General features: G+C 66.4%; 22 protein-coding genes. 9 read left to right on the forward strand and 13 right to left on the reverse strand.

The window, feature by feature from the left end; genetic code table 11:
• Nucleotides 1-76: 76 nt before the first annotated feature.
• The 9 genes from KHO27_RS19295 to nrdR form a co-directional block, all read right to left on the reverse strand.
• Nucleotides 77-823, reverse strand: coding sequence for a substrate-binding periplasmic protein (locus KHO27_RS19295; RefSeq protein ID WP_214500650.1), 747 nt, complete (start codon nt 821-823; stop codon nt 77-79).
• Nucleotides 824-839: 16 nt separating this feature from the next.
• Nucleotides 840-1343, reverse strand: a complete 504-nt coding sequence (locus KHO27_RS19300; protein ID WP_023632630.1) for a phosphatidylglycerophosphatase A family protein — start codon at nt 1341-1343, stop codon at nt 840-842.
• Nucleotides 1340-2296 carry a thiamine-phosphate kinase gene (gene thiL, locus KHO27_RS19305; RefSeq protein ID WP_110704205.1) on the reverse strand — a complete coding sequence of 319 codons (957 nt, stop codon included), beginning with the start codon at nt 2294-2296 and terminating at the stop codon, nt 1340-1342. Before thiL ends, KHO27_RS19300 begins: the two co-directional genes overlap by 4 nt.
• 18 nt (nt 2297-2314) lie before the next feature.
• Nucleotides 2315-2815: a transcription antitermination factor NusB gene (gene nusB, locus KHO27_RS19310; RefSeq protein WP_023631200.1), complete on the reverse strand. Its 501-nt coding sequence runs from the start codon at nt 2813-2815 to the stop codon at nt 2315-2317.
• Nucleotides 2812-3288 carry a 6,7-dimethyl-8-ribityllumazine synthase gene (ribH, locus tag KHO27_RS19315; RefSeq protein ID WP_023631199.1) on the reverse strand — a complete coding sequence of 159 codons (477 nt, stop codon included), beginning with the start codon at nt 3286-3288 and terminating at the stop codon, nt 2812-2814. Before ribH ends, nusB begins: the two co-directional genes overlap by 4 nt.
• A gap of 91 nt (nt 3289-3379) precedes the next feature.
• Complete coding sequence (gene ribBA / locus KHO27_RS19320) at nt 3380-4471, reverse strand: bifunctional 3,4-dihydroxy-2-butanone-4-phosphate synthase/GTP cyclohydrolase II (RefSeq protein WP_038707258.1); 1092 nt, start codon at nt 4469-4471, stop codon at nt 3380-3382.
• Nucleotides 4472-4489: 18 nt separating this feature from the next.
• The gene (locus KHO27_RS19325; protein WP_214500651.1) at nt 4490-5155 is read right to left on the reverse strand and encodes a riboflavin synthase; all 666 of its coding nucleotides are present in this window, start codon (nt 5153-5155) and stop codon (nt 4490-4492) included.
• Between the two features lie 42 nt (nt 5156-5197).
• A complete protein-coding gene (ribD, locus tag KHO27_RS19330; protein WP_110704209.1) occupies nt 5198-6325 on the reverse strand; it encodes a bifunctional diaminohydroxyphosphoribosylaminopyrimidine deaminase/5-amino-6-(5-phosphoribosylamino)uracil reductase RibD in 1128 nt (375 codons plus the stop codon).
• A gap of 2 nt (nt 6326-6327) precedes the next feature.
• Nucleotides 6328-6792 (reverse strand): transcriptional regulator NrdR, encoded by a 465-nt coding sequence (gene nrdR / locus KHO27_RS19335; RefSeq protein ID WP_009685710.1) that lies wholly within the window; start codon nt 6790-6792, stop codon nt 6328-6330.
• A gap of 105 nt (nt 6793-6897) precedes the next feature.
• Between nrdR and KHO27_RS19340 the strand changes: the two genes are divergently transcribed.
• From KHO27_RS19340 to trxA, 3 genes are read left to right on the forward strand one after another with little or no spacing between them, the layout of a single operon-like run.
• A complete protein-coding gene (locus tag KHO27_RS19340) occupies nt 6898-7350 on the forward strand; it encodes a YbaY family lipoprotein (protein WP_038707256.1) in 453 nt (150 codons plus the stop codon).
• On the forward strand, nt 7351-8010 hold the full coding sequence (locus KHO27_RS19345; RefSeq protein ID WP_214500652.1) for a class I SAM-dependent methyltransferase: 660 nt from the start codon (nt 7351-7353) through the stop codon (nt 8008-8010). It begins immediately after the preceding gene.
• Nucleotides 8011-8040: 30 nt separating this feature from the next.
• A complete protein-coding gene (gene trxA / locus KHO27_RS19350; protein WP_111533282.1) occupies nt 8041-8928 on the forward strand; it encodes a thioredoxin in 888 nt (295 codons plus the stop codon).
• Nucleotides 8929-8955: 27 nt separating this feature from the next.
• Here the strand turns inward: trxA and KHO27_RS19355 are convergent, their stop codons facing one another.
• The gene (locus KHO27_RS19355) at nt 8956-9300 is read right to left on the reverse strand and encodes a hypothetical protein (protein WP_110704217.1); all 345 of its coding nucleotides are present in this window, start codon (nt 9298-9300) and stop codon (nt 8956-8958) included.
• A 134-nt stretch (nt 9301-9434) separates the two neighbouring features.
• Here KHO27_RS19355 and KHO27_RS19360 point away from each other — a divergent pair, with 134 nt between their 5' ends.
• The 5 genes from KHO27_RS19360 (at nt 9435) to KHO27_RS19380 (ending at nt 13331) form a co-directional block, all read left to right on the forward strand.
• On the forward strand, nt 9435-9998 hold the full coding sequence (locus KHO27_RS19360) for a DUF2796 domain-containing protein (protein WP_110704219.1): 564 nt from the start codon (nt 9435-9437) through the stop codon (nt 9996-9998).
• Nucleotides 9999-10709 (forward strand): ABC transporter ATP-binding protein, encoded by a 711-nt coding sequence (locus tag KHO27_RS19365; protein WP_110704221.1) that lies wholly within the window; start codon nt 9999-10001, stop codon nt 10707-10709.
• A complete protein-coding gene (locus KHO27_RS19370) occupies nt 10709-11974 on the forward strand; it encodes an ABC transporter permease (protein WP_214500653.1) in 1266 nt (421 codons plus the stop codon). The genes KHO27_RS19365 and KHO27_RS19370 overlap by 1 nt, the downstream gene beginning before the upstream one ends.
• A gap of 8 nt (nt 11975-11982) precedes the next feature.
• The gene (locus tag KHO27_RS19375) at nt 11983-12537 is read left to right on the forward strand and encodes a DUF3299 domain-containing protein (protein WP_502937577.1); all 555 of its coding nucleotides are present in this window, start codon (nt 11983-11985) and stop codon (nt 12535-12537) included.
• Nucleotides 12538-12647: 110 nt separating this feature from the next.
• Nucleotides 12648-13331, forward strand: a complete 684-nt coding sequence (locus tag KHO27_RS19380; RefSeq protein WP_046857328.1) for an OmpW/AlkL family protein — start codon at nt 12648-12650, stop codon at nt 13329-13331.
• On the opposite strand, the gene KHO27_RS19385 is transcribed toward KHO27_RS19380, so the two are convergent.
• The gene (locus tag KHO27_RS19385; RefSeq protein WP_214502008.1) at nt 13319-14542 is read right to left on the reverse strand and encodes an MFS transporter; all 1224 of its coding nucleotides are present in this window, start codon (nt 14540-14542) and stop codon (nt 13319-13321) included. The genes KHO27_RS19380 and KHO27_RS19385 overlap by 13 nt on opposite strands.
• Before the next feature lie 98 nt (nt 14543-14640).
• Here KHO27_RS19385 and KHO27_RS19390 point away from each other — a divergent pair, with 98 nt between their 5' ends.
• Nucleotides 14641-15081 carry a winged helix-turn-helix transcriptional regulator gene (locus KHO27_RS19390; RefSeq protein WP_214500654.1) on the forward strand — a complete coding sequence of 147 codons (441 nt, stop codon included), beginning with the start codon at nt 14641-14643 and terminating at the stop codon, nt 15079-15081.
• Between the two features lie 30 nt (nt 15082-15111).
• On the opposite strand, the gene KHO27_RS19395 is transcribed toward KHO27_RS19390, so the two are convergent.
• A complete protein-coding gene (locus KHO27_RS19395; RefSeq protein ID WP_139668147.1) occupies nt 15112-16044 on the reverse strand; it encodes an NAD-dependent epimerase/dehydratase family protein in 933 nt (310 codons plus the stop codon).
• Nucleotides 16037-16921 carry a sugar nucleotide-binding protein gene (locus KHO27_RS19400; protein WP_038707252.1) on the reverse strand — a complete coding sequence of 295 codons (885 nt, stop codon included), beginning with the start codon at nt 16919-16921 and terminating at the stop codon, nt 16037-16039. The genes KHO27_RS19395 and KHO27_RS19400 overlap by 8 nt, the downstream gene beginning before the upstream one ends.
• Nucleotides 16922-16999: the final 78 nt, after the last annotated feature.

Here is a 16999-nt window from a genome sequence, read left to right on the forward strand (position 1 = left end):
ATATCGTGGCTTAAGATCGAAAAGTTAGATGCATATGGCCGCACACCGGCCCCTGCGGGAGCGGACTGCGGGGCATTTATTGATGAGGCAGGTGATCATCCGTAAACGGATAAGGCTGCTTCCAGCGCTCAAAGATCGGCTTCAGCTCGCCGCTGCGCACCAGTTGCTCCATGCGCCGGTCGAACAGGTCGCGCAGGACTTTTCCCTGCTCACTGTGGGTGAAGGCCAGGTACAACGGCAGCTCGGCGACATGGGTGCGGCGAAAGCGCGTGGCATCGGGCGCCTGGCCAAGCACATAGTCGACCTCGGCGAGCGCATCGATGTAGAAATCGACCCGGTCATGTACGAGCATCGGCAGGATGCCCTCGCGACGCTGGATCTCGCGGAAGTTATGGATCCCGGGCAGATAGCTGGCGTAGTCGTAGCCGCGCACCCAGGCCAGCCGGTACTGGCCGATGGTCTCGAGCGTTGGCACCGGCTTGTCGACCAGGCCCAGGGCATAGATATGGTCCTGGTCGAAGTACCACTGCGGGTACAGGTTGTCGGCGTTCTCTTCCTTGTAGGAGCCGACCCAGGCATCCGCCTCGCCGCGCTTCACCAGCCCGACGGCGCGGCTGTAGGGCGCGCTCTTGACCACGACCTTGACCCCGGCCGGCTCGAACACCTTGCGCAACACGTCCCAGGCCAGCCCGCTGCCATCGGCATTGGTGTAGTCGACCCACGCCTCGCTGACCAGACGCACCTGCGCCGGCGCCTCCTGGGCCATCGCACCCGGCCCCGCGACCAACAGCATCGATGCCAGCACCACAGCCTTCAGGCCCATCGCAACGCTCCCTGTATCAGGCCACCGCCCACACCAGAACCTGCATGCCCAGCCAGGCGAACACGCCGGCCAGGATATCGTCGAGCATGATCCCGAACCCACCATGCACATGGCGGTCGACCCAGCGGATCGGCCACGGCTTGAGGATGTCGAAGAAGCGGAACATCAGGAACCCCGCCAGCAGCCACTGCCAACCTTCCGGCACCAGCCACAGGGTGATCCACATGCCGACGATCTCGTCCCAGACAATGCCCTCGTGGTCGTGCACGCGCAAGTCGTTGGCCACCTTGCCGCACAACCACACGCCGAACAGCATGCTGATGCCCAGCAACAGCCAATAGCCCCAGTCGGGCAACATCTGCCAGAGCGGGATGAACGGCAGCGCCACCAGCGAACCCCAGGTTCCCGGGGCCTTGGGCAAAGTCCCGGAGCCGAAGCCGAAGGCGATGAAGTGCCACGGGTTGCGCCAGACCGAAGGCGGAACGAACTCCGCAGGCACCTGGTTGGGGTGGTCGGTCACGGTGTCTCCCTGAAATGTTGATAGCCCCGCTGCACGGGGGTGATGTCCTGGCCTTGCGGGTCACGCAAGGTCACGCCCTGGCCTTGCAGTACACGACCGATGACGTGCACCTCGCGGGCCAGGGCGGTCAGTGCGCTTTCCGGCACGGTGAACGCCAGCACGTAGTCGTCACCACCGGTGAGCGCTGCATGCAAGGCCGCTTCTCTACCGAGGAAAGCCTGTAAAGGAGCAGACACGGGGACCTGCGCCAGGTTCACCTGCAGCGCAACGCCGGACGCCTTGGCGATATGCCCGCAGTCGGCCAGCAGGCCGTCGGAAATATCCAGCGCCGCCGTGGCCAGGCCGCGCAGGCGCTCGCCCAGTTGCAGTTGCGGCAAGGGCGACCAGTAATGCTCGAGCAATGGCCCGGCCACATCGGCAGCCGCCTCACGTTCGCCCAGCACCAGCGGCAAGGCCCCCGCCGCGTTGCCCAGGAAACCACCGACACACAGCAGGTCGCCCGGCTGCGCGCCGCTGCGACGCAGCGCCTGGCCGGTCGGCACCCGGCCGAACACGGTCACGGTGATGCTCAACGGGCCCCGTGTAGTGTCGCCACCAATCAGGCTGATACCGCAGCGCGCGGCCATGCGGCCGAGGCCGTCGGCAAAGCCGGCAAGCCATTGCGCGCCGACCTGGGGCAGGGTGAGGGCGAGGGTGAAGCCGATGGCCGTGGCGCCCATGGCCGCCAGGTCGCTGACCGCCACGGCCAGCGAACGCTGGCCGAGCAGCAACGGGTCGCAGACTGCGGGGAAATGCACACCGGCCACGAGCGTGTCGGTGGAGATTGCCAGCTGCTCGCCGGCAGGCAGGTCCAGCAGGGCACAGTCGTCGCCGATCCCCAGGGCCACGCCCTCGCCGCCCTGCGCACAGGGCGCTGCGGCGAAGAAATGGCGGATCAGCTCGAACTCACCCATGGCTCGTCAGCGCCGCGATCAGCGCTTGTTCGCCTTGACTTCCGCCTCACGCAGACGCGGAGCCAGCTTGTCGAGCACGCCGTTGACGAACTTGTGGCCGTCAGTGGCGCCGAACACCTTCGCCAGCTCCACACCTTCGTTGATGACGACGCGGTACGGCACGTCGACGCGCATCATGAATTCCCAGGTGGACAGGCGCAGCACGGCCAGCTCGACCGGGTCGAGCTCTTCCAGCGGCGTGTCCAGGCAAGGCTTGAGCGCCTCGTCGATCTCGGCCTTCTTCGCCGGGACCCCGTGCAGGATCTCGCGGAAGTAGGCGCCGTCGATATCGGTGAAATCGTTGTCGACCCGGAATTGCGCCTCGACCTCGTTCAGCGAATGCTTGGCCATGTGCCACTGGTAGAGCGCTTGCGTGGCGAGCTTGCGGGCTTCGCGACGCTTGGCGCTCTTCGAGGGCTTGCCGGCATCCGCGGGTTTTGGATCGCGCGGGTTGAAACGATCGCTTTCGTCGCTAATCACTTGGCCTCCAACTGCGCCAGCAGGCTGACCATTTCCAGAGCGGACAGGGCAGCTTCGGCACCTTTGTTGCCGGCCTTGGTGCCGGAACGCTCGATGGCCTGCTCGATGGAATCGACGGTCAGTACGCCGAAGGCCACCGGAACACCGAACTCCATGGACACCTGGGCCAGGCCCTTGGTGCACTCGCCCGCCACGTATTCGAAGTGCGGGGTACCGCCACGGATCACCGCGCCCAGGGCGACGATCGCGTCATAAGCGCCCTGTTGGGCGACTTTCTGTGCCACCAGCGGGATTTCGAACGCGCCCGGGGCACGGATGATGGTGATGTCGCTTTCGCTGACGCCGTGGCGTACCAGGGCATCGACTGCACCGCTTACCAGGCTTTCGACGACGAAGCTGTTGAAGCGGCCAACCACCAAAGCATAGCGACCTTTGGGGGCGATGAAGGTACCTTCGATGGTCTTCAGGGTCATTCCGGAGTTCTCATCTTCAAGAGCGAGGCCGCGCTGTGGCGGCCTCGGGAGGGTTTTGACTCGAGCTTAAGGGCGATCAGGCCGCCTCAAGTCACTCGGAGGGCACGTATTCTACAACTTCCAGATCGAATCCGGATATCGCATTGAACTTCATCGGCGAACTCATCAGGCGCATCTTGCGCACACCGAGGTCGCGCAGGATCTGCGAACCGGCACCGACGGTGCTGTAGGTGGTGGGTGCCTTGGGCTGCGCATCGCCCGCGCTTTCGCGGATGTGCGCCAGCAGCACGTCGCCGTCCAGCGGGTGGCCCAGTAGCAGGACCACGCCGCTGCCGGCCTCGGCCACCGCGGCCATGGCCGCGCGCAGGCTCCAGCGCCCCGGCTGCTTGACCAGCAGCAGGTCGCGCAGCGGGTCCATGTTGTGCACCCGTACCAGGGTCGGCTCTTCGGCGCAGATCTTGCCGAGCGTCAGGGCCATGTGCACGTCGCCTTCCACCGCGTCACGGTAGGTGACCAGGTTGAATTCGCCCAGCTCGCTCTCGATCGGCTGCTCGGACACGCGCTGCACGGTGCGCTCGTGGATCATGCGGTAGTGGATCAGGTCGGCGATGGTGCCGATCTTCAAGCCATGCTCGGCAGCGAACACTTCCAGCTCGGCGCGGCGCGACATGGTGCCGTCGTCGTTCATCACCTCGCAGATCACCCCGCTTGGCTCGAAACCGGCCATGCGCGCCAGGTCGCAGGCCGCCTCGGTGTGGCCGGCACGGGCCAGGGTGCCGCCGGGCTGGGCCATCAGCGGGAAGATATGCCCAGGGCTGACGATGTCCTCGGCCTTGGCGTCCTTGGCCGCAGCCGCCTGCACGGTGCGGGCGCGGTCGGCGGCGGAGATGCCGGTGGTGACGCCTTCGGCGGCCTCGATCGACACGGTGAACTTGGTGCCGAAGCCCGAACCGTTGCGCGGCGCCATCAGCGGCAGCTTCAGGGTTTCGCAGCGCTCGCGGGTCATCGGCATGCAGATCAGGCCACGGGCGTGCTTGGCCATGAAATTGATGTGCTCGGGCAGGCAGCACTCGGCCGCCATGATGATGTCGCCTTCGTTCTCGCGGTCTTCGTCATCCATGAGGATGACCATTTTGCCCTGGCGGATGTCTTCGACCAGTTCTTCGATGCTGTTGAGCGCCACGCGGCACCCCCTTCTCAATCAGGATTTCAAGAAGCCGTTGGCGGCCAGGAAGCTTTCGGTGATGCCACTGCCTTTGCTCGGCTCGGCGGCCTTGTCGCCCAGCAGCAGACGCTCCAGGTAACGGGCCAGCAGGTCGACCTCAAGGTTCACCCGACGCCCTACGCGGTAGTCGGCCATGATGGTTTCGGACAGGGTGTGCGGGACGATGGTCAGCTCGAACTCGGCGCCATCGACTTCGTTGACCGTCAGGCTGGTGCCGTCGACGGTGATCGAGCCCTTGTGGGCGATGTACTTGGCCAGCTCCTTGGGCGCACGCACGCGGAACTGGATGGCGCGGGCGCTATCGGCGCGCGAGACGATCTCGCCGACACCGTCGACGTGGCCGCTGACCAGGTGGCCGCCCAGGCGGGTGGTCGGGGTCAGGGCCTTTTCCAGGTTGACCCGGCTGCCGCTCTTGAGGTCGATCATGGCCGTGCGCTTGAGGGTCTCGACGCTGACGTCGGCCCAGAAGCCGTCGCCGGGCAGCTCGACGGCGGTCAGGCACACGCCGTTGACCGCGATGCTGTCGCCAAGCTTGACGTCGGCCAGGTCGAGCTTGCCGGTCTCGACATAGACACGCACGTCACCGCCCTTGGGGGTGAGGCTGCGGATGGTGCCAATGGATTCGATGATGCCGGTGAACATGCTGTTCTCCTCAAGTACGGGCTGCGCGAAGCAAGCCAGGCATTATACGCCGGGGGCCGGCAGGGGGATGGCAGTGACTCGCCAGTCATCGCCGACCGCGCGCATGTCGGTAATCTTCAGCCGCGGCGCCTCGCTCATTTTCGACAACGGCCAGTCCAGCAGCGGACGGGCATCGGAGCCGAGGAAGGTGCCGGCGACGAACAACTGGTACTCGTCGACCAGGCCCTGGCGGGCGAAGGCGCCGACCAGGCCGGCGCCGGCTTCCAGGAGGATTTCGTTGACGCCGCGCCCGGCCAGCACCCGCAGCAGGGCCGGCAAGTCGACGCGGCCGTCGCTGCCGGGCAGGTCGAGCAGCTCATGACCGGCGGCGGCATAACGAGGGTCCTCGCCGGCGGCGGTCACCACCAGCGCCGGGCCGGCCTGGAAGAACGGCGCGTCCAGTGGCAGGCGCAGCCGCCCGTCGATCAGCACGCGCAGCGGCGGGCGCGACACGGCCAGGGCGGTGAGCGCCTCATCCAGGCCCAGTTCTTCGCCACGCACGGTCATGCGGGCGTTGTCGAACAGCACGCTTTCGGCGCTGGTCAGCACCACGCTGGACCGGGCGCGCAGGCGCTGGACCGCGGCACGGGCGGCGGGGCCGGTGATCCACTGGCTCTCGCCACTGGCCATGGCAGTGCGACCGTCCAGGCTCATCGCCAGCTTGGCGCGCACGAATGGCAGGCCGTGCTCCATACGTTTGAGGAAGCCTGGGTTGAGGGCGCGGGCCTCGGCTTCGAGCACCCCGCTGGCGACCTCGATGCCGGCCTCGCGCAGACGGCGCAGGCCATTGCCGGCCACTTGCGGGTTGGGGTCCTGCATGGCCGCCACCACCCGCGCCACCCCGGCGTTGACCAGGGCTTCGGCGCACGGCGGCGTGCGCCCATGGTGGCTGCAGGGCTCGAGGGTGACGTAGGCACAGGCGCCTCGGGCGCGCTCGCCGGCCTGGCGCAGGGCGTGAACCTCGGCGTGCGGCTCGCCAGCACGCACATGCCAGCCCTCGCCGACCACCTCGCCATCGCGCACGATCACGCAGCCCACGCGGGGGTTGGGGTGGGTGCTGTACAGGCCCTTGCGGGCCAGTTCCACGGCCCGGGCCATGTAGTGGGCGTCGAGAATGGTTTGGCTGGACATGCTTACTCTTTGGCTGGCTCGCGGGCCAGGCGGTCGATTTCTTCGCGGAATTCGTCGAGGTCCTGGAAACGCCGGTAGACCGAGGCGAATCGGATGTAGGCCACTTCGTCGAGCTTGCGCAGCTCGGCCATCACCATCTCACCGACCACCAGCGATTTCACTTCACGCTCGCCGGTGGCACGCAGGCGGCTCTTGATGTGCGCCAGCGCCGCTTCCAGGCGCTCGACGCTGACCGGGCGCTTTTCCAGCGCGCGCTGCATGCCGGCCCGCAGCTTGTCCTCATCGAAGGGCTGGCGCGTGCCGTCCTGCTTGATCAGCCGCGGCAGCACCAGCTCGGCGGTTTCGAAGGTGGTGAAACGTTCGCCGCAAGCGACGCACTCGCGACGGCGACGCACCTGTTCGCCCTCGGCGACCAGGCGCGAGTCGATGACCTTGGTGTCGTTGGCGCCGCAAAACGGACAGTGCATGGTGGCAGGCAACAAAAAAAGGGAGGGCCATGGTAGCGCATTGCACTGGCAAGACAAGCCAAAGGGTTTACCATCCATGCAAATCTGCCCGTGAAGGACGACCCCATGTACCCTCGAGCGCTCGTCGTGCTGTGTTGCGCCGCCCTGCTCGCCGCCTGCGGCAGCGACCGCCCCAAGCCGGAACAGGCCCCGGCGCCGGTGCCGGCCAAGGTGGCGAAGAAGACCGAACCCCTGGGCCCGCTGCCGGCCTACCAGCGCGAGCTGAGCGGTACCCTGATGGAAATCCCAGCAGGTGCCGATGTGGAGCTGGCCCTGCTGGTGATCGACGAGCGTGGCCGCCCGCAGCAACTGCTGGCCAGCAGCACCCTGAGCGGTACCGGCCAGGCCCTGCCCTACCGCCTGCGCTTCAACCCCGAAGCCTTCCCGGCCGGCGCCCGCGTCGAACTGCGCGGCCGCGCCAGCCGCTCCGGGCAACTGATCCTGCACCTGCCTCCGGTACCCATCGCCCAGGCCCAGACCCAGGCCACCGGCCCGCTGCGTTTCGAAAAGGCACCGTAGATGACCCCGCTGGCCCTGCAACAGGCCTTGAGCCGCCTGATCGGCGAAGCGCGCCTGATCGTCAGCGAACTGCCCGAATGCGATCTGAAACTCTGGTTGATCGACGACCAGAACATGGATCGCGCATTCAGCAGCGAGGAAACCCGGCGCATTCTCGAAGATCCGCCCTACTGGAGCTTCTGCTGGGCCAGTGGCCTGGCCATGGCGCGCTACCTGGCCGAGCAGCCGCACTGGGTGCGTGGCAAGCGCGTGCTGGACTTCGGCGCCGGCTCCGGCATCGCCGGGATCGCCGCCGCCCGGGCCGGCGCGCTGGAGGTGGTGGCCTGCGACCTCGACCCGCTGGCCCTGGACGCCTGCCGCGCCAACGCCGCACTGAACGGCGTGACGCTGGGCTACAGCAGCGATTTCTTCGCCGAGGCCGACCGCTTCGACCTGATCCTGGTCGCCGATGTGCTCTACGACCGCGCCAACCTGCCGTTGCTGGACGCATTCCTCGGCCGTGGCCGCCAGGCGCTGGTGGCCGACTCGCGCGTGCGCGATTTCAACCATCCGCTGTACCGCCCGCTCGGCGTGCTGGAGGCGCTGACCCTGCCGGATCTGGCCGAGCCGCACGAATTCCGCCGGGTCAGCCTGTACCACGCCAGCCGCGAGCCCTTATAGTGGGGCATTCACGGATTTGCGAGAGTTGCGATGAGCCAAGCGCCAGTTAACCAAAGCCTGCCCTATATCTTCGATGCCACCGATGCCAACTTCCAGCAACTGGTCATCGAGAACTCCTTCCACAAGCCGGTGCTGGTCGACTTCTGGGCCGAATGGTGCGCGCCGTGCAAGGCGCTGATGCCGCTGCTGGCGAAGATCGCCGAGGGCTACCAGGGCGAGCTGCTGCTGGCCAAGATCAACTGCGACGTCGAGCAGCAGATCGTCGCCCAGTTCGGCATCCGCAGCCTGCCGACCGTGGTGCTGTTCAAGGATGGCCAACCGGTCGACGGCTTTGCCGGCGCGCAGCCCGAGTCGGCCATCCGCGCGATGCTCGAACCCCATGTGCAGATGCCCGCGCCGCCCGCCGCCGCGCCGCTGGAGCAGGCCAAGGCGCTGTTCGCCGAGAGTCGTTTCAGCGAGGCAGAGGCCCTGCTGCAGGTGCTGCTGGGTGAAGACAACAGCAATGCCGAGGCGCTGATCCTCTACGCCCGCTGCCTGGCCGAACGCGGCGAGCTGGGCGAGGCCCAGGTGGTGCTCGACGCGGTCAAGACCGATGAGCACAAGGCCGCACTGGCCGGCGCCAAGGCCCAGCTGACCTTCCTGCGCCAGGCCGCCAGCCTGCCGGAAGCCGCGGAGCTGAAGAGCCGCCTGGCGCAGAATCCGCAGGATGACGAAGCAACCTACCAGCTGTGCATCCAGCAGTTGGCACGCCAGCAGTACGAGGCCGCGATGGATGGTCTGCTGAAGCTGTTCCAGCGCAACCGCGCCTACGAGAACGGCCTGCCGCAGAAGGCGCTGCTGCAGGTGTTCGAGCTGCTGGGCACCGAGCATCCGCTGGTCAGTGTGTACCGCCGCAAGCTCTCTTCCGCGTTGTTCTGAGGCTGCTGGGGCCGCTGTGCGGCCCCCTCATCCCACCCAACGATACACCGGCGCATCCACGCCACTCTCCACCTTCACCTCACTGCTATGGCGCAAGCGCACCAGCAGCCGCTTGCCTGCCGCCACGCTTCCGGCCAAACCTTCCAGACGCTCCAGCAGCTCCGGACCACCCATCTGACCCGCCTGACGCAGCACCTCACGCGCCGCCGCCCACTGTCCGTCATCCTGTCGAGGTGCCGGGTTGGCGCTGACCGGCGCAGCTTCCACCGGGGCCTGAATATCCATTTGACGCCCCAGCTGCGCCCATTCATGCGGCTCCAGCTCGACAGTCAGATCCACCGGCCACTCGCCGATCTGTCCACGAATTCTCACGATAATTTCCTTGTTTCCAGGCTCGATTGCGCCATGCTCCCACGAACATGAAACCTGTGCCAGGCAGTCTGGCGGCGCCAATAAAAATTGTTATAACATCACAAATTCATCCCAAGCCGCCTGTGGAGCCGTCCATGCGTCGTCTGTTGCTCGCCCTGCCCTTTGCCCTGCTTCCCCTGGCCGTGGCCCATGCCCACGACGATCACGACCATGATCACGATCACGCCCATGGCACCCTCGGCGCCCATGAGCACGGCGTGGCCAAGCTCAACGCGGCACTCGACGGCAACGTCCTCGAGCTGGCGCTGGACAGCCCGGCGATGAACCTGGTCGGCTTCGAACACGCCGCCAGCAGCGACGCCGACAAAGCCAAGGTCACCGCCGCCCGCCAGCAGCTCGAACAACCCCTGAAGTTGTTCGGCATCGCCCAGGCCGCCGGTTGCAAGGAGGAGGCCCAGGAGCTGGAAAGCCCGCTGTTCGGTAATGCCCCCGAGGCTGGCGGCGAGGCGCACCAGCACGCCGACATCGATGCTCGTTACCAGCTAACCTGCGCCACCCCGGGCAAACTCACCCAGATCGACCTCGCCCACCTGTTCAAAACCTTCCCGCAAACCCAGAAGATCAACGTGCAACTGATCGGCCCGAATGGCCAGAAAGGCGTGGAGGCCACCCCCGCCAAGGCCGTGGTCAAGTTCTGAATGAGCCGGCCGCTGATCGAACTGCATGACCTGGTGTTCGCCTGGCCTGGCCAGGCGCCGCTGCTGGAGATCCCGGCGTTTCGCCTGGAGCCCGGCGAGGCGTTGTTCCTCAAGGGTCCCAGCGGCAGTGGCAAGACCACCCTGCTCGGCCTGCTGGGCGGGGTCAACCGCCCAGGGCAGGGCAGCATCCGCCTGCTTGGCCAGGACTTGGCGACCTTGGGCCAGGGCGCACGCGACCGCTTCCGGGTCGATCACACCGGCTACATCTTCCAGCAGTTCAACCTGTTGCCGTTCCTCTCGGTGCGCGAAAACGTCGAGCTGCCCTGCCGCTTCTCGAAAAGCCGTGCCGTTCGCGCCGCCCAGCGCCACGGCAGCATCGACCAGGCCGCTGCCCAGTTGCTCGCCCACCTGGGCCTGGACGACCCGGCCCTGCTCGCCCGCCGCGCCGACAGCCTGTCGATCGGGCAGCAGCAGCGGGTCGCCGCGGCCAGGGCGCTGATCGGCCAGCCCGAGCTGGTGATCGCCGACGAGCCGACCTCGGCCCTCGACGCCGACACCCGCGAGGCGTTCATCCGCCTGTTGTTCGACGAATGCCGCGACGCCGGCGCAAGCCTGCTGTTCGTCAGCCATGACCAGAGCCTGGCGCCGCTGTTCGACCGCCACCTGTCCCTGGCCGAGCTCAATCGCGCCGCCAAGCCCCGGGAGGCCTGATGTACCTGCTTCGCCTTGCCCTGGCCAGCCTGGCCAACCGCCGTTTCACCGCCCTGCTCACCGCGTTCGCCATCGCCCTGTCGGTGTGCTTGCTGCTGGCCGTCGAGCGGGTACGCACCGAAGCCCGCGCCAGTTTCGCCAGCACCATCAGCGGCACCGACCTGATCGTCGGTGCCCGTTCGGGGTCGGTGAATCTGCTGCTGTACTCGGTGTTCCGCATCGGCAATGCCACCAACAACATCCGCTGGGACAGCTACGAGCATTACGCCAAGGATCCACGGGTGAAGTGGGCGATCCCGATTTCACTGGGCGATTCGCACCGTGGCTGCCGGGTGATGGGCACCAGCGCCGACTACTTCAGCCATTACCAGTTCGGTCGCCGCCAGCACCTGGCACTCGACCAGGGCCGGGCGTTCGCCGACGATCCGTTCGAAGTGGTGCTGGGCGCCGAAGTCGCCGAGGCCTTGCACTACAAACTGGGTGACAAGCTGGTACTGGCGCACGGCGTGGCCGCCATCAGCCTGGTCAAGCACGACGACAAGCCATTCACCGTGGTCGGCGTGCTCAAGCGCACCGGCACCCCGGTGGACCGCACCCTGCACATCAGCCTGGCAGGGATGGAGGCGATCCACATCGACTGGCACAACGGCGTCCCGGCCCGTGGCGCCGGGCGCATCAGTGCCGAGCAGGCCCGCGCCATGGACCTGCAGCCCACCGCCATCACCGCCTTCATGCTCGGGCTCAACAGCAAGATCGCCACGTTCAGCCTGCAGCGCGAGATCAACGAGTACCGTGCCGAGCCCCTGCTGGCGATCCTGCCCGGCGTGGCCCTGCAGGAGCTGTGGAGCCTGATGGGCACGGCCGAGCAGGCATTGTTCGTGGTGTCGCTGTTCGTTGTGCTCACCGGTCTGATCGGCATGCTCACGGCCATCCTCACCAGCCTCAATGAGCGCCGCCGGGAGATGGCCATCCTGCGTTCGGTCGGTGCCCGTCCCTGGCATATCGCCGGGCTGCTGGTGCTCGAGGCACTGGCCCTGGCATTGTCGGGCATCGCCACCGGGCTTGGCTTGCTGTATGCCGGCATTGCCCTGGCGCAGGGCTATGTGCAGGCCAACTACGGGCTGTACCTGCCATTGGCCTGGCCAAGCGCCCATGAGTGGACGCTGCTGGCTATCATCCTTGGCGCGGCGCTGCTGATGGGCAGCGTGCCAGCCTGGCGTGCCTACCGGCAGTCGCTGGCCGATGGCCTGTCGATTCATCTTTGAGAACCTTCATGACCGCGACGTCCATGGACAACAGGCAGGCCCCCACTGCTTGGCTTTACCTGTTACTGGCAGTGGTTTTGCTGGCATCCACGGTGTGTGCCGCCGAACCTCGTGAACTGGACTGGCCCGCGCTGATCCCCGAGGGCGCGCCGATCATCCCGCCGCAGCTGACGCCGCTGCACGACCTGTCGCAGATCAGCGACGCGCTGGCTGCCGAGGCCGCCCCCGCCGCGCGCCAGCAGGCACCCAACGCACCGGTGGTGAAGGCCTTGGACGGCCAGCCCGTGAAGATCCCCGGCTACATCGTGCCGCTGGAGGTCAGCGACGAAGGCCGCACCACCGAGTTCCTCTTGGTGCCCTACTACGGCGCCTGCATCCACGTGCCACCGCCACCCTCGAACCAGATCGTGCACATCTTCAGCGAGATGGGCGTGCGTATCGAAGACCTCTATCAACCCTACTGGATCGAAGGCACGATGCAGGTCAAGGCGTCCAGCAGCGAGCTAGCCGATGCGGGCTACCAGATGGAAGCCGAGAAAATCTACGCTTATGAGCTGAAGTGAGAACTGTGCACGCCCGTTTGAAGAGGCTTCGTTGAGCTGGGTCAAACTTTCTGTTTAGTCAGCTTCGTACCATTGGACTACTCGATTACTCACGTCCTCTGGGAGCTTCCATGAACAAGTCCTTGCTCAGTGCCTCGCTCGTCGCGTTGGCGCTCGCAGCCCCTGTTGCCCACGCCCACCAGGCGGGGGATTTCATCCTCCGCGCCGGCGCCATCACCACCGCGCCGAACGAAAGCAGCGGTGACATCAAGCTCGATGGCGCCAAAGTCTCGGGCACCAAGGCGACCCTGGACAGCGACACCCAGCTGGGCCTGGCCTTCGCCTACATGCTCACCGACCACATCGGCCTGGAACTGCTGGCCGCCACGCCATTCCAGCACAAAGTCGGCGTCAAGGGCCTCGGCCCAGGCCTGGATGGCAAGCTGGCCGACATCAAGCAACTGCCTCCGACCCTGTCGCTGCAGTACTACCCGATGGAGCCAAGCTCCAAATTCCAGCCCTACGCTGGCGTGGGCATCAACTACACGATGTTCTTCGATGAAGACCTGAGCAGCAACCGCAAGGCCCAGGGCTTCAGCAACATGAAGCTGAAGGACTCGGTAGGCATCGCCGGCCAACTGGGCATGGACTACATGCTCACCGACAACCTGCTGCTCAACGCCGCGGTCTGGTACGTCGACATCGACACCAAGGCCAGCATCGATGGCCCGAGCGCCCTGGGCGTCGGCAAGACCAAGGTCGATGTGGACGTCGATCCATGGGTCTACATGGTCGGCATCGGCTACAAGTTCTGATCCGCAGGCAAGCCCGTTCCTTCTGGAGCGGGCTTGCCCCGCGCCGTCTCGCCCCACCACAGGTACCCCCAATAGCCCCACGCAACAGCGCTTATCCCCGCCCCCAACCCGCACACCGCCACCCAGCCCCACTGCCCATACACCCAGGTCGCCAAGACCGCACCCACCCCGCTACCGATCGAATAACAGCACATGTAGGCGCCGATCAGCCGGCTGGCCATCTCGCCGCGCCCCGCCAGCAACAGGCTCTGGTTGGTCACATGCACGGCCTGCACGGCCAGGTCCAGCATCAGCACCCCGATCACCAGCGCCAGCAATGACTGCTCCAGGTAGGCGCTGGGCAGCCATGACAGCGTCAACAGCCCGAGCGCCCATCCGCTCACCCGCCGGCCATGCCCTTGATCCGCCAGGCGCCCGGCACGCGACGCCGCCAGCGCGCCAGCCACGCCGGCCAGGCCGAACAGCCCGACCTGTGTATGGTCCAGAGCCAGGGGCGCGGCGCTCAGGGGCAACACCATCGCGCTCCACAGCACGCTGAACGCCGCAAAGACCAGCACCGCAAACACACCGCGCTGACGCAGCAGACGGTCATGCCGGTACAAGCGCAGCACTGAAACCAGCAGTACCCGATAGCGCTGCCTCGGCCCCTGCGGCTTGACAGCAGGCAAGCGCCAGGCCAGCAACAACGCCATGGCCAACGCCAGCCCCGCCGCCACGACGTATACGCCGTGCCAGCCCAGCAGGTCAGCCAGTGCACCCGAGACCAAGCGCGCTGACAGGATCCCCAGCACCACGCCACTGGTGACAGTCCCCACCGCCTGCCCCTGCTGAGCTGGCGTGGCCAGTGTGGCGGCATGCGCGACCATCACCTGTACCACCACCGCAGCCAGGCCGACCATGGCCATCGCCGCCAGCAGCATGGCCCAGTCCACGGCAAACGCCACGGCCAACAGCGCGCCGGCCGATGCCAGCAACTGGCCGACAATCAGCCGGCGACGATCAACCAGGTCGCCCAGCGGCACGATCAGCAACAGACCCAAGGCATAGCCGGCCTGGGTCATGCCCACCACCAGGCCGGCGCGCGCAGCGCTTACGCCGAGGCTCGCGGCCATGGCCTCGAGCAGCGGCTGGGCGAGGTACACCGTGGCCACGGCCAGGGCGCAGGCGGCAGCCAACAACAGCGTCAATCCGCGGGTGAGCGGTGGCATCAGCAATCTCTCCAAATCTGGTTTCAATTTAAAACCATGAAACTGGATTTCTAGCAAACATGGTTTTATTCTGCAACCAGATCACACTCAAGGAACGCCTCATGCTCGACGAGAACAACCAGCAATGTCCCGTCGCCCGCGCCCTGGAGGTGCTCGGCGAGCGCTGGGCGCTGATGATCCTGCGCGATGCCTTCGATGGCCCGTGCCGCTTCAGCGAATTGCAGAAAAACCTCGGGCTGGCGAAGAACATCCTCGCTTCGCGCCTGAAACTGCTGGTGGAGGCCGGTCTGATGGCACAGCAGCCTGCGTCCGATGGCAGTGCCTACAAGGAATATGCGCTGACGGAAAAGGGCCGTTCGGTGTTTCCGATCGTGATCGGTTTGCGCCAATGGGGAGAGCGCTACCTGTTCACGGCGGGAGAGTCACGCTCGCAGCTGGTCGACGATCGCGGCCAGGGTCTGGAGACGTTGCAGGTGCGGGCGCGGGACGGGCGGGCGCTGGGGCCGGAGGATTGCCGGCGGCGGGTGATCCGGCATTCGTGACGTCATCGCGGGGGAAGCCCCGCGAGAGGCTCAAGCTTTGCCGAGCAAGCGGGCCAGGCCTTCGACAAACGGCGTTGGCTCGGGAAATGCAAAACGTGCCAGCAAACGCGAGTTGTCCGCCCGCGAATGGCGGATGTCCCCCGACCGTGCCTGGCCGTAGCTGATTGCAGGCAAACCGCCCACCACCTGTTCCAGCGCCTTGAGCAACTGGTTCAGCGAGGTCGCCTGGTTCAGGCCGATGTTCACCGCACCCTCTTCCACTGCCTGCTGCTCAAGCGCCTGCACCATTACCTGGACCAGGTCACCGACAAACAGGAAGTCGCGGGTCTGCTCGCCATCACCGAACACCGTGATCGGTTTGCCACTGGTGGCGCGCTCGCAGAAGATGCTGATCACGCCTGAATACGGCGAAGAAGGGTCCTGGCGTGGCCCGAAGATATTGAAGAAGCGGAACACCACCGGCTCCAGCCCGTGCTGGCGGCGGTAGAAATCCAGGTACTGCTCGCTGGCCAGCTTGTCCACCGCGTAGGGGGTCAGCGGCGCCTTGGGGGTGTCTTCGGCAATCGACTGGCCTTCGCCGTTGTTGCCGTACACCGCCGCGCTGGAAGCGAACAGCACGCGGCGGATGCCGTTCAGGCGCATCGCCTCGCACACGTTCAGCGTGCCGATGAAGTTGCTCTGGTGGGTCTTCACCGGGTCTTCCACCGAAGCTTGCACCGAGGCCACCGCGGCCAGGTGCACCACCGCCTGGCAGCCACTGGCGGCACGGGCTACCAGCGCGGCATCGGCGACATCGCCCTCGAGCAGTTCCAGGCGCGGGTGGCCAAGCTGCAGGTTGTCGCGCTTGCCGGTCGACAGGTCGTCGAGGATACGCACCGCGTAGCCTTTCTCCAGCAACGCATCGCACAGGTGCGAGCCAATGAAGCCGGCACCGCCGGTGATCAGGATGGGGGCGTCAGCCATGTCGGTAGAATCGGTCCAGTAGGGGCGGCAAGCCGGCGCGCCAGGCGCGTGGCTTGATGCCGAAGGTATGAAGGATCTTCTTGCAGGCCAGTACCGCGTGTTGCGGCTCCTCGCTGGCATCCGGGCGAGCGGCGTGGGCCTGGGCGGTGGGCGCCTGCACGGCCAGCTTGCGCCACTGGGTGGCCTCGGTAAGGATCGCCTGGCCGAGCACCAGCGGCGTGGTGGCCTCGTTGCCGGCGTAGTGGTAGGTCCCCCACAGCGGCGCCTGGCAATCGAGCTGCTTGAGCACCGAGAGGATCACCCGTGCCGCGTCGTCCACCGGTGTCGGGTTGCCGCGGCGGTCATCGGCCAGCAGCAACTCCTGGGGCTGCTCGGCACGGGTCAGGAAACGCCCGAGCGCGCCATCGAGGCTTTCATCCAGCAGCCAGCCGAAACGCAGCAGCACATGCTGTGGGCAGGTGGCGCGCACGCTCTGCTCGATGCGCCACAGCGCCTGGCCACGCAGGCCGAGCGGCACCGGTTCGTCCTTCTCGCTGTAGGCGGTGGCGCGCGAGCCATCGAACACCCGGTAGCTGGACGGTTGCACCAGGATCATCTCGTGGTGCTGGCACAACTCGGCGAGCCGCTCCACCGCCCGCTCCTGCTGGGCCAGGCGTTGCTCGCTGACCGACTCGGCCTGGAACCAGTCAAAGTAGTAGGCCAGGTTGATCACGGTGTGCGGGCGCTGCTCGTCGAGCAGCAGGGTCAGGCTGGCCGGATCCCAGCCGTTTTCCGGAGGGCGAGGCGCCAGGAAAGCGATATCTTCCTCGGCCCCGAGACGAATCAGCGCTTGCCCGAGGGCATTGCCACCACCCAACAGCATCAGGCGCATACGCATAGAGTCAACAGGTCCGGTCTGGTCGATGGAGGAAAGGGTTCATTTTGCTGTTTCCGACAGGGGAAGTCCAACCCAGGC

It is taken from the genome of Pseudomonas sp. RC3H12 (genome assembly GCF_018596375.1).
Classification (GTDB): Bacteria; Pseudomonadota; Gammaproteobacteria; order Pseudomonadales; family Pseudomonadaceae; genus Aquipseudomonas.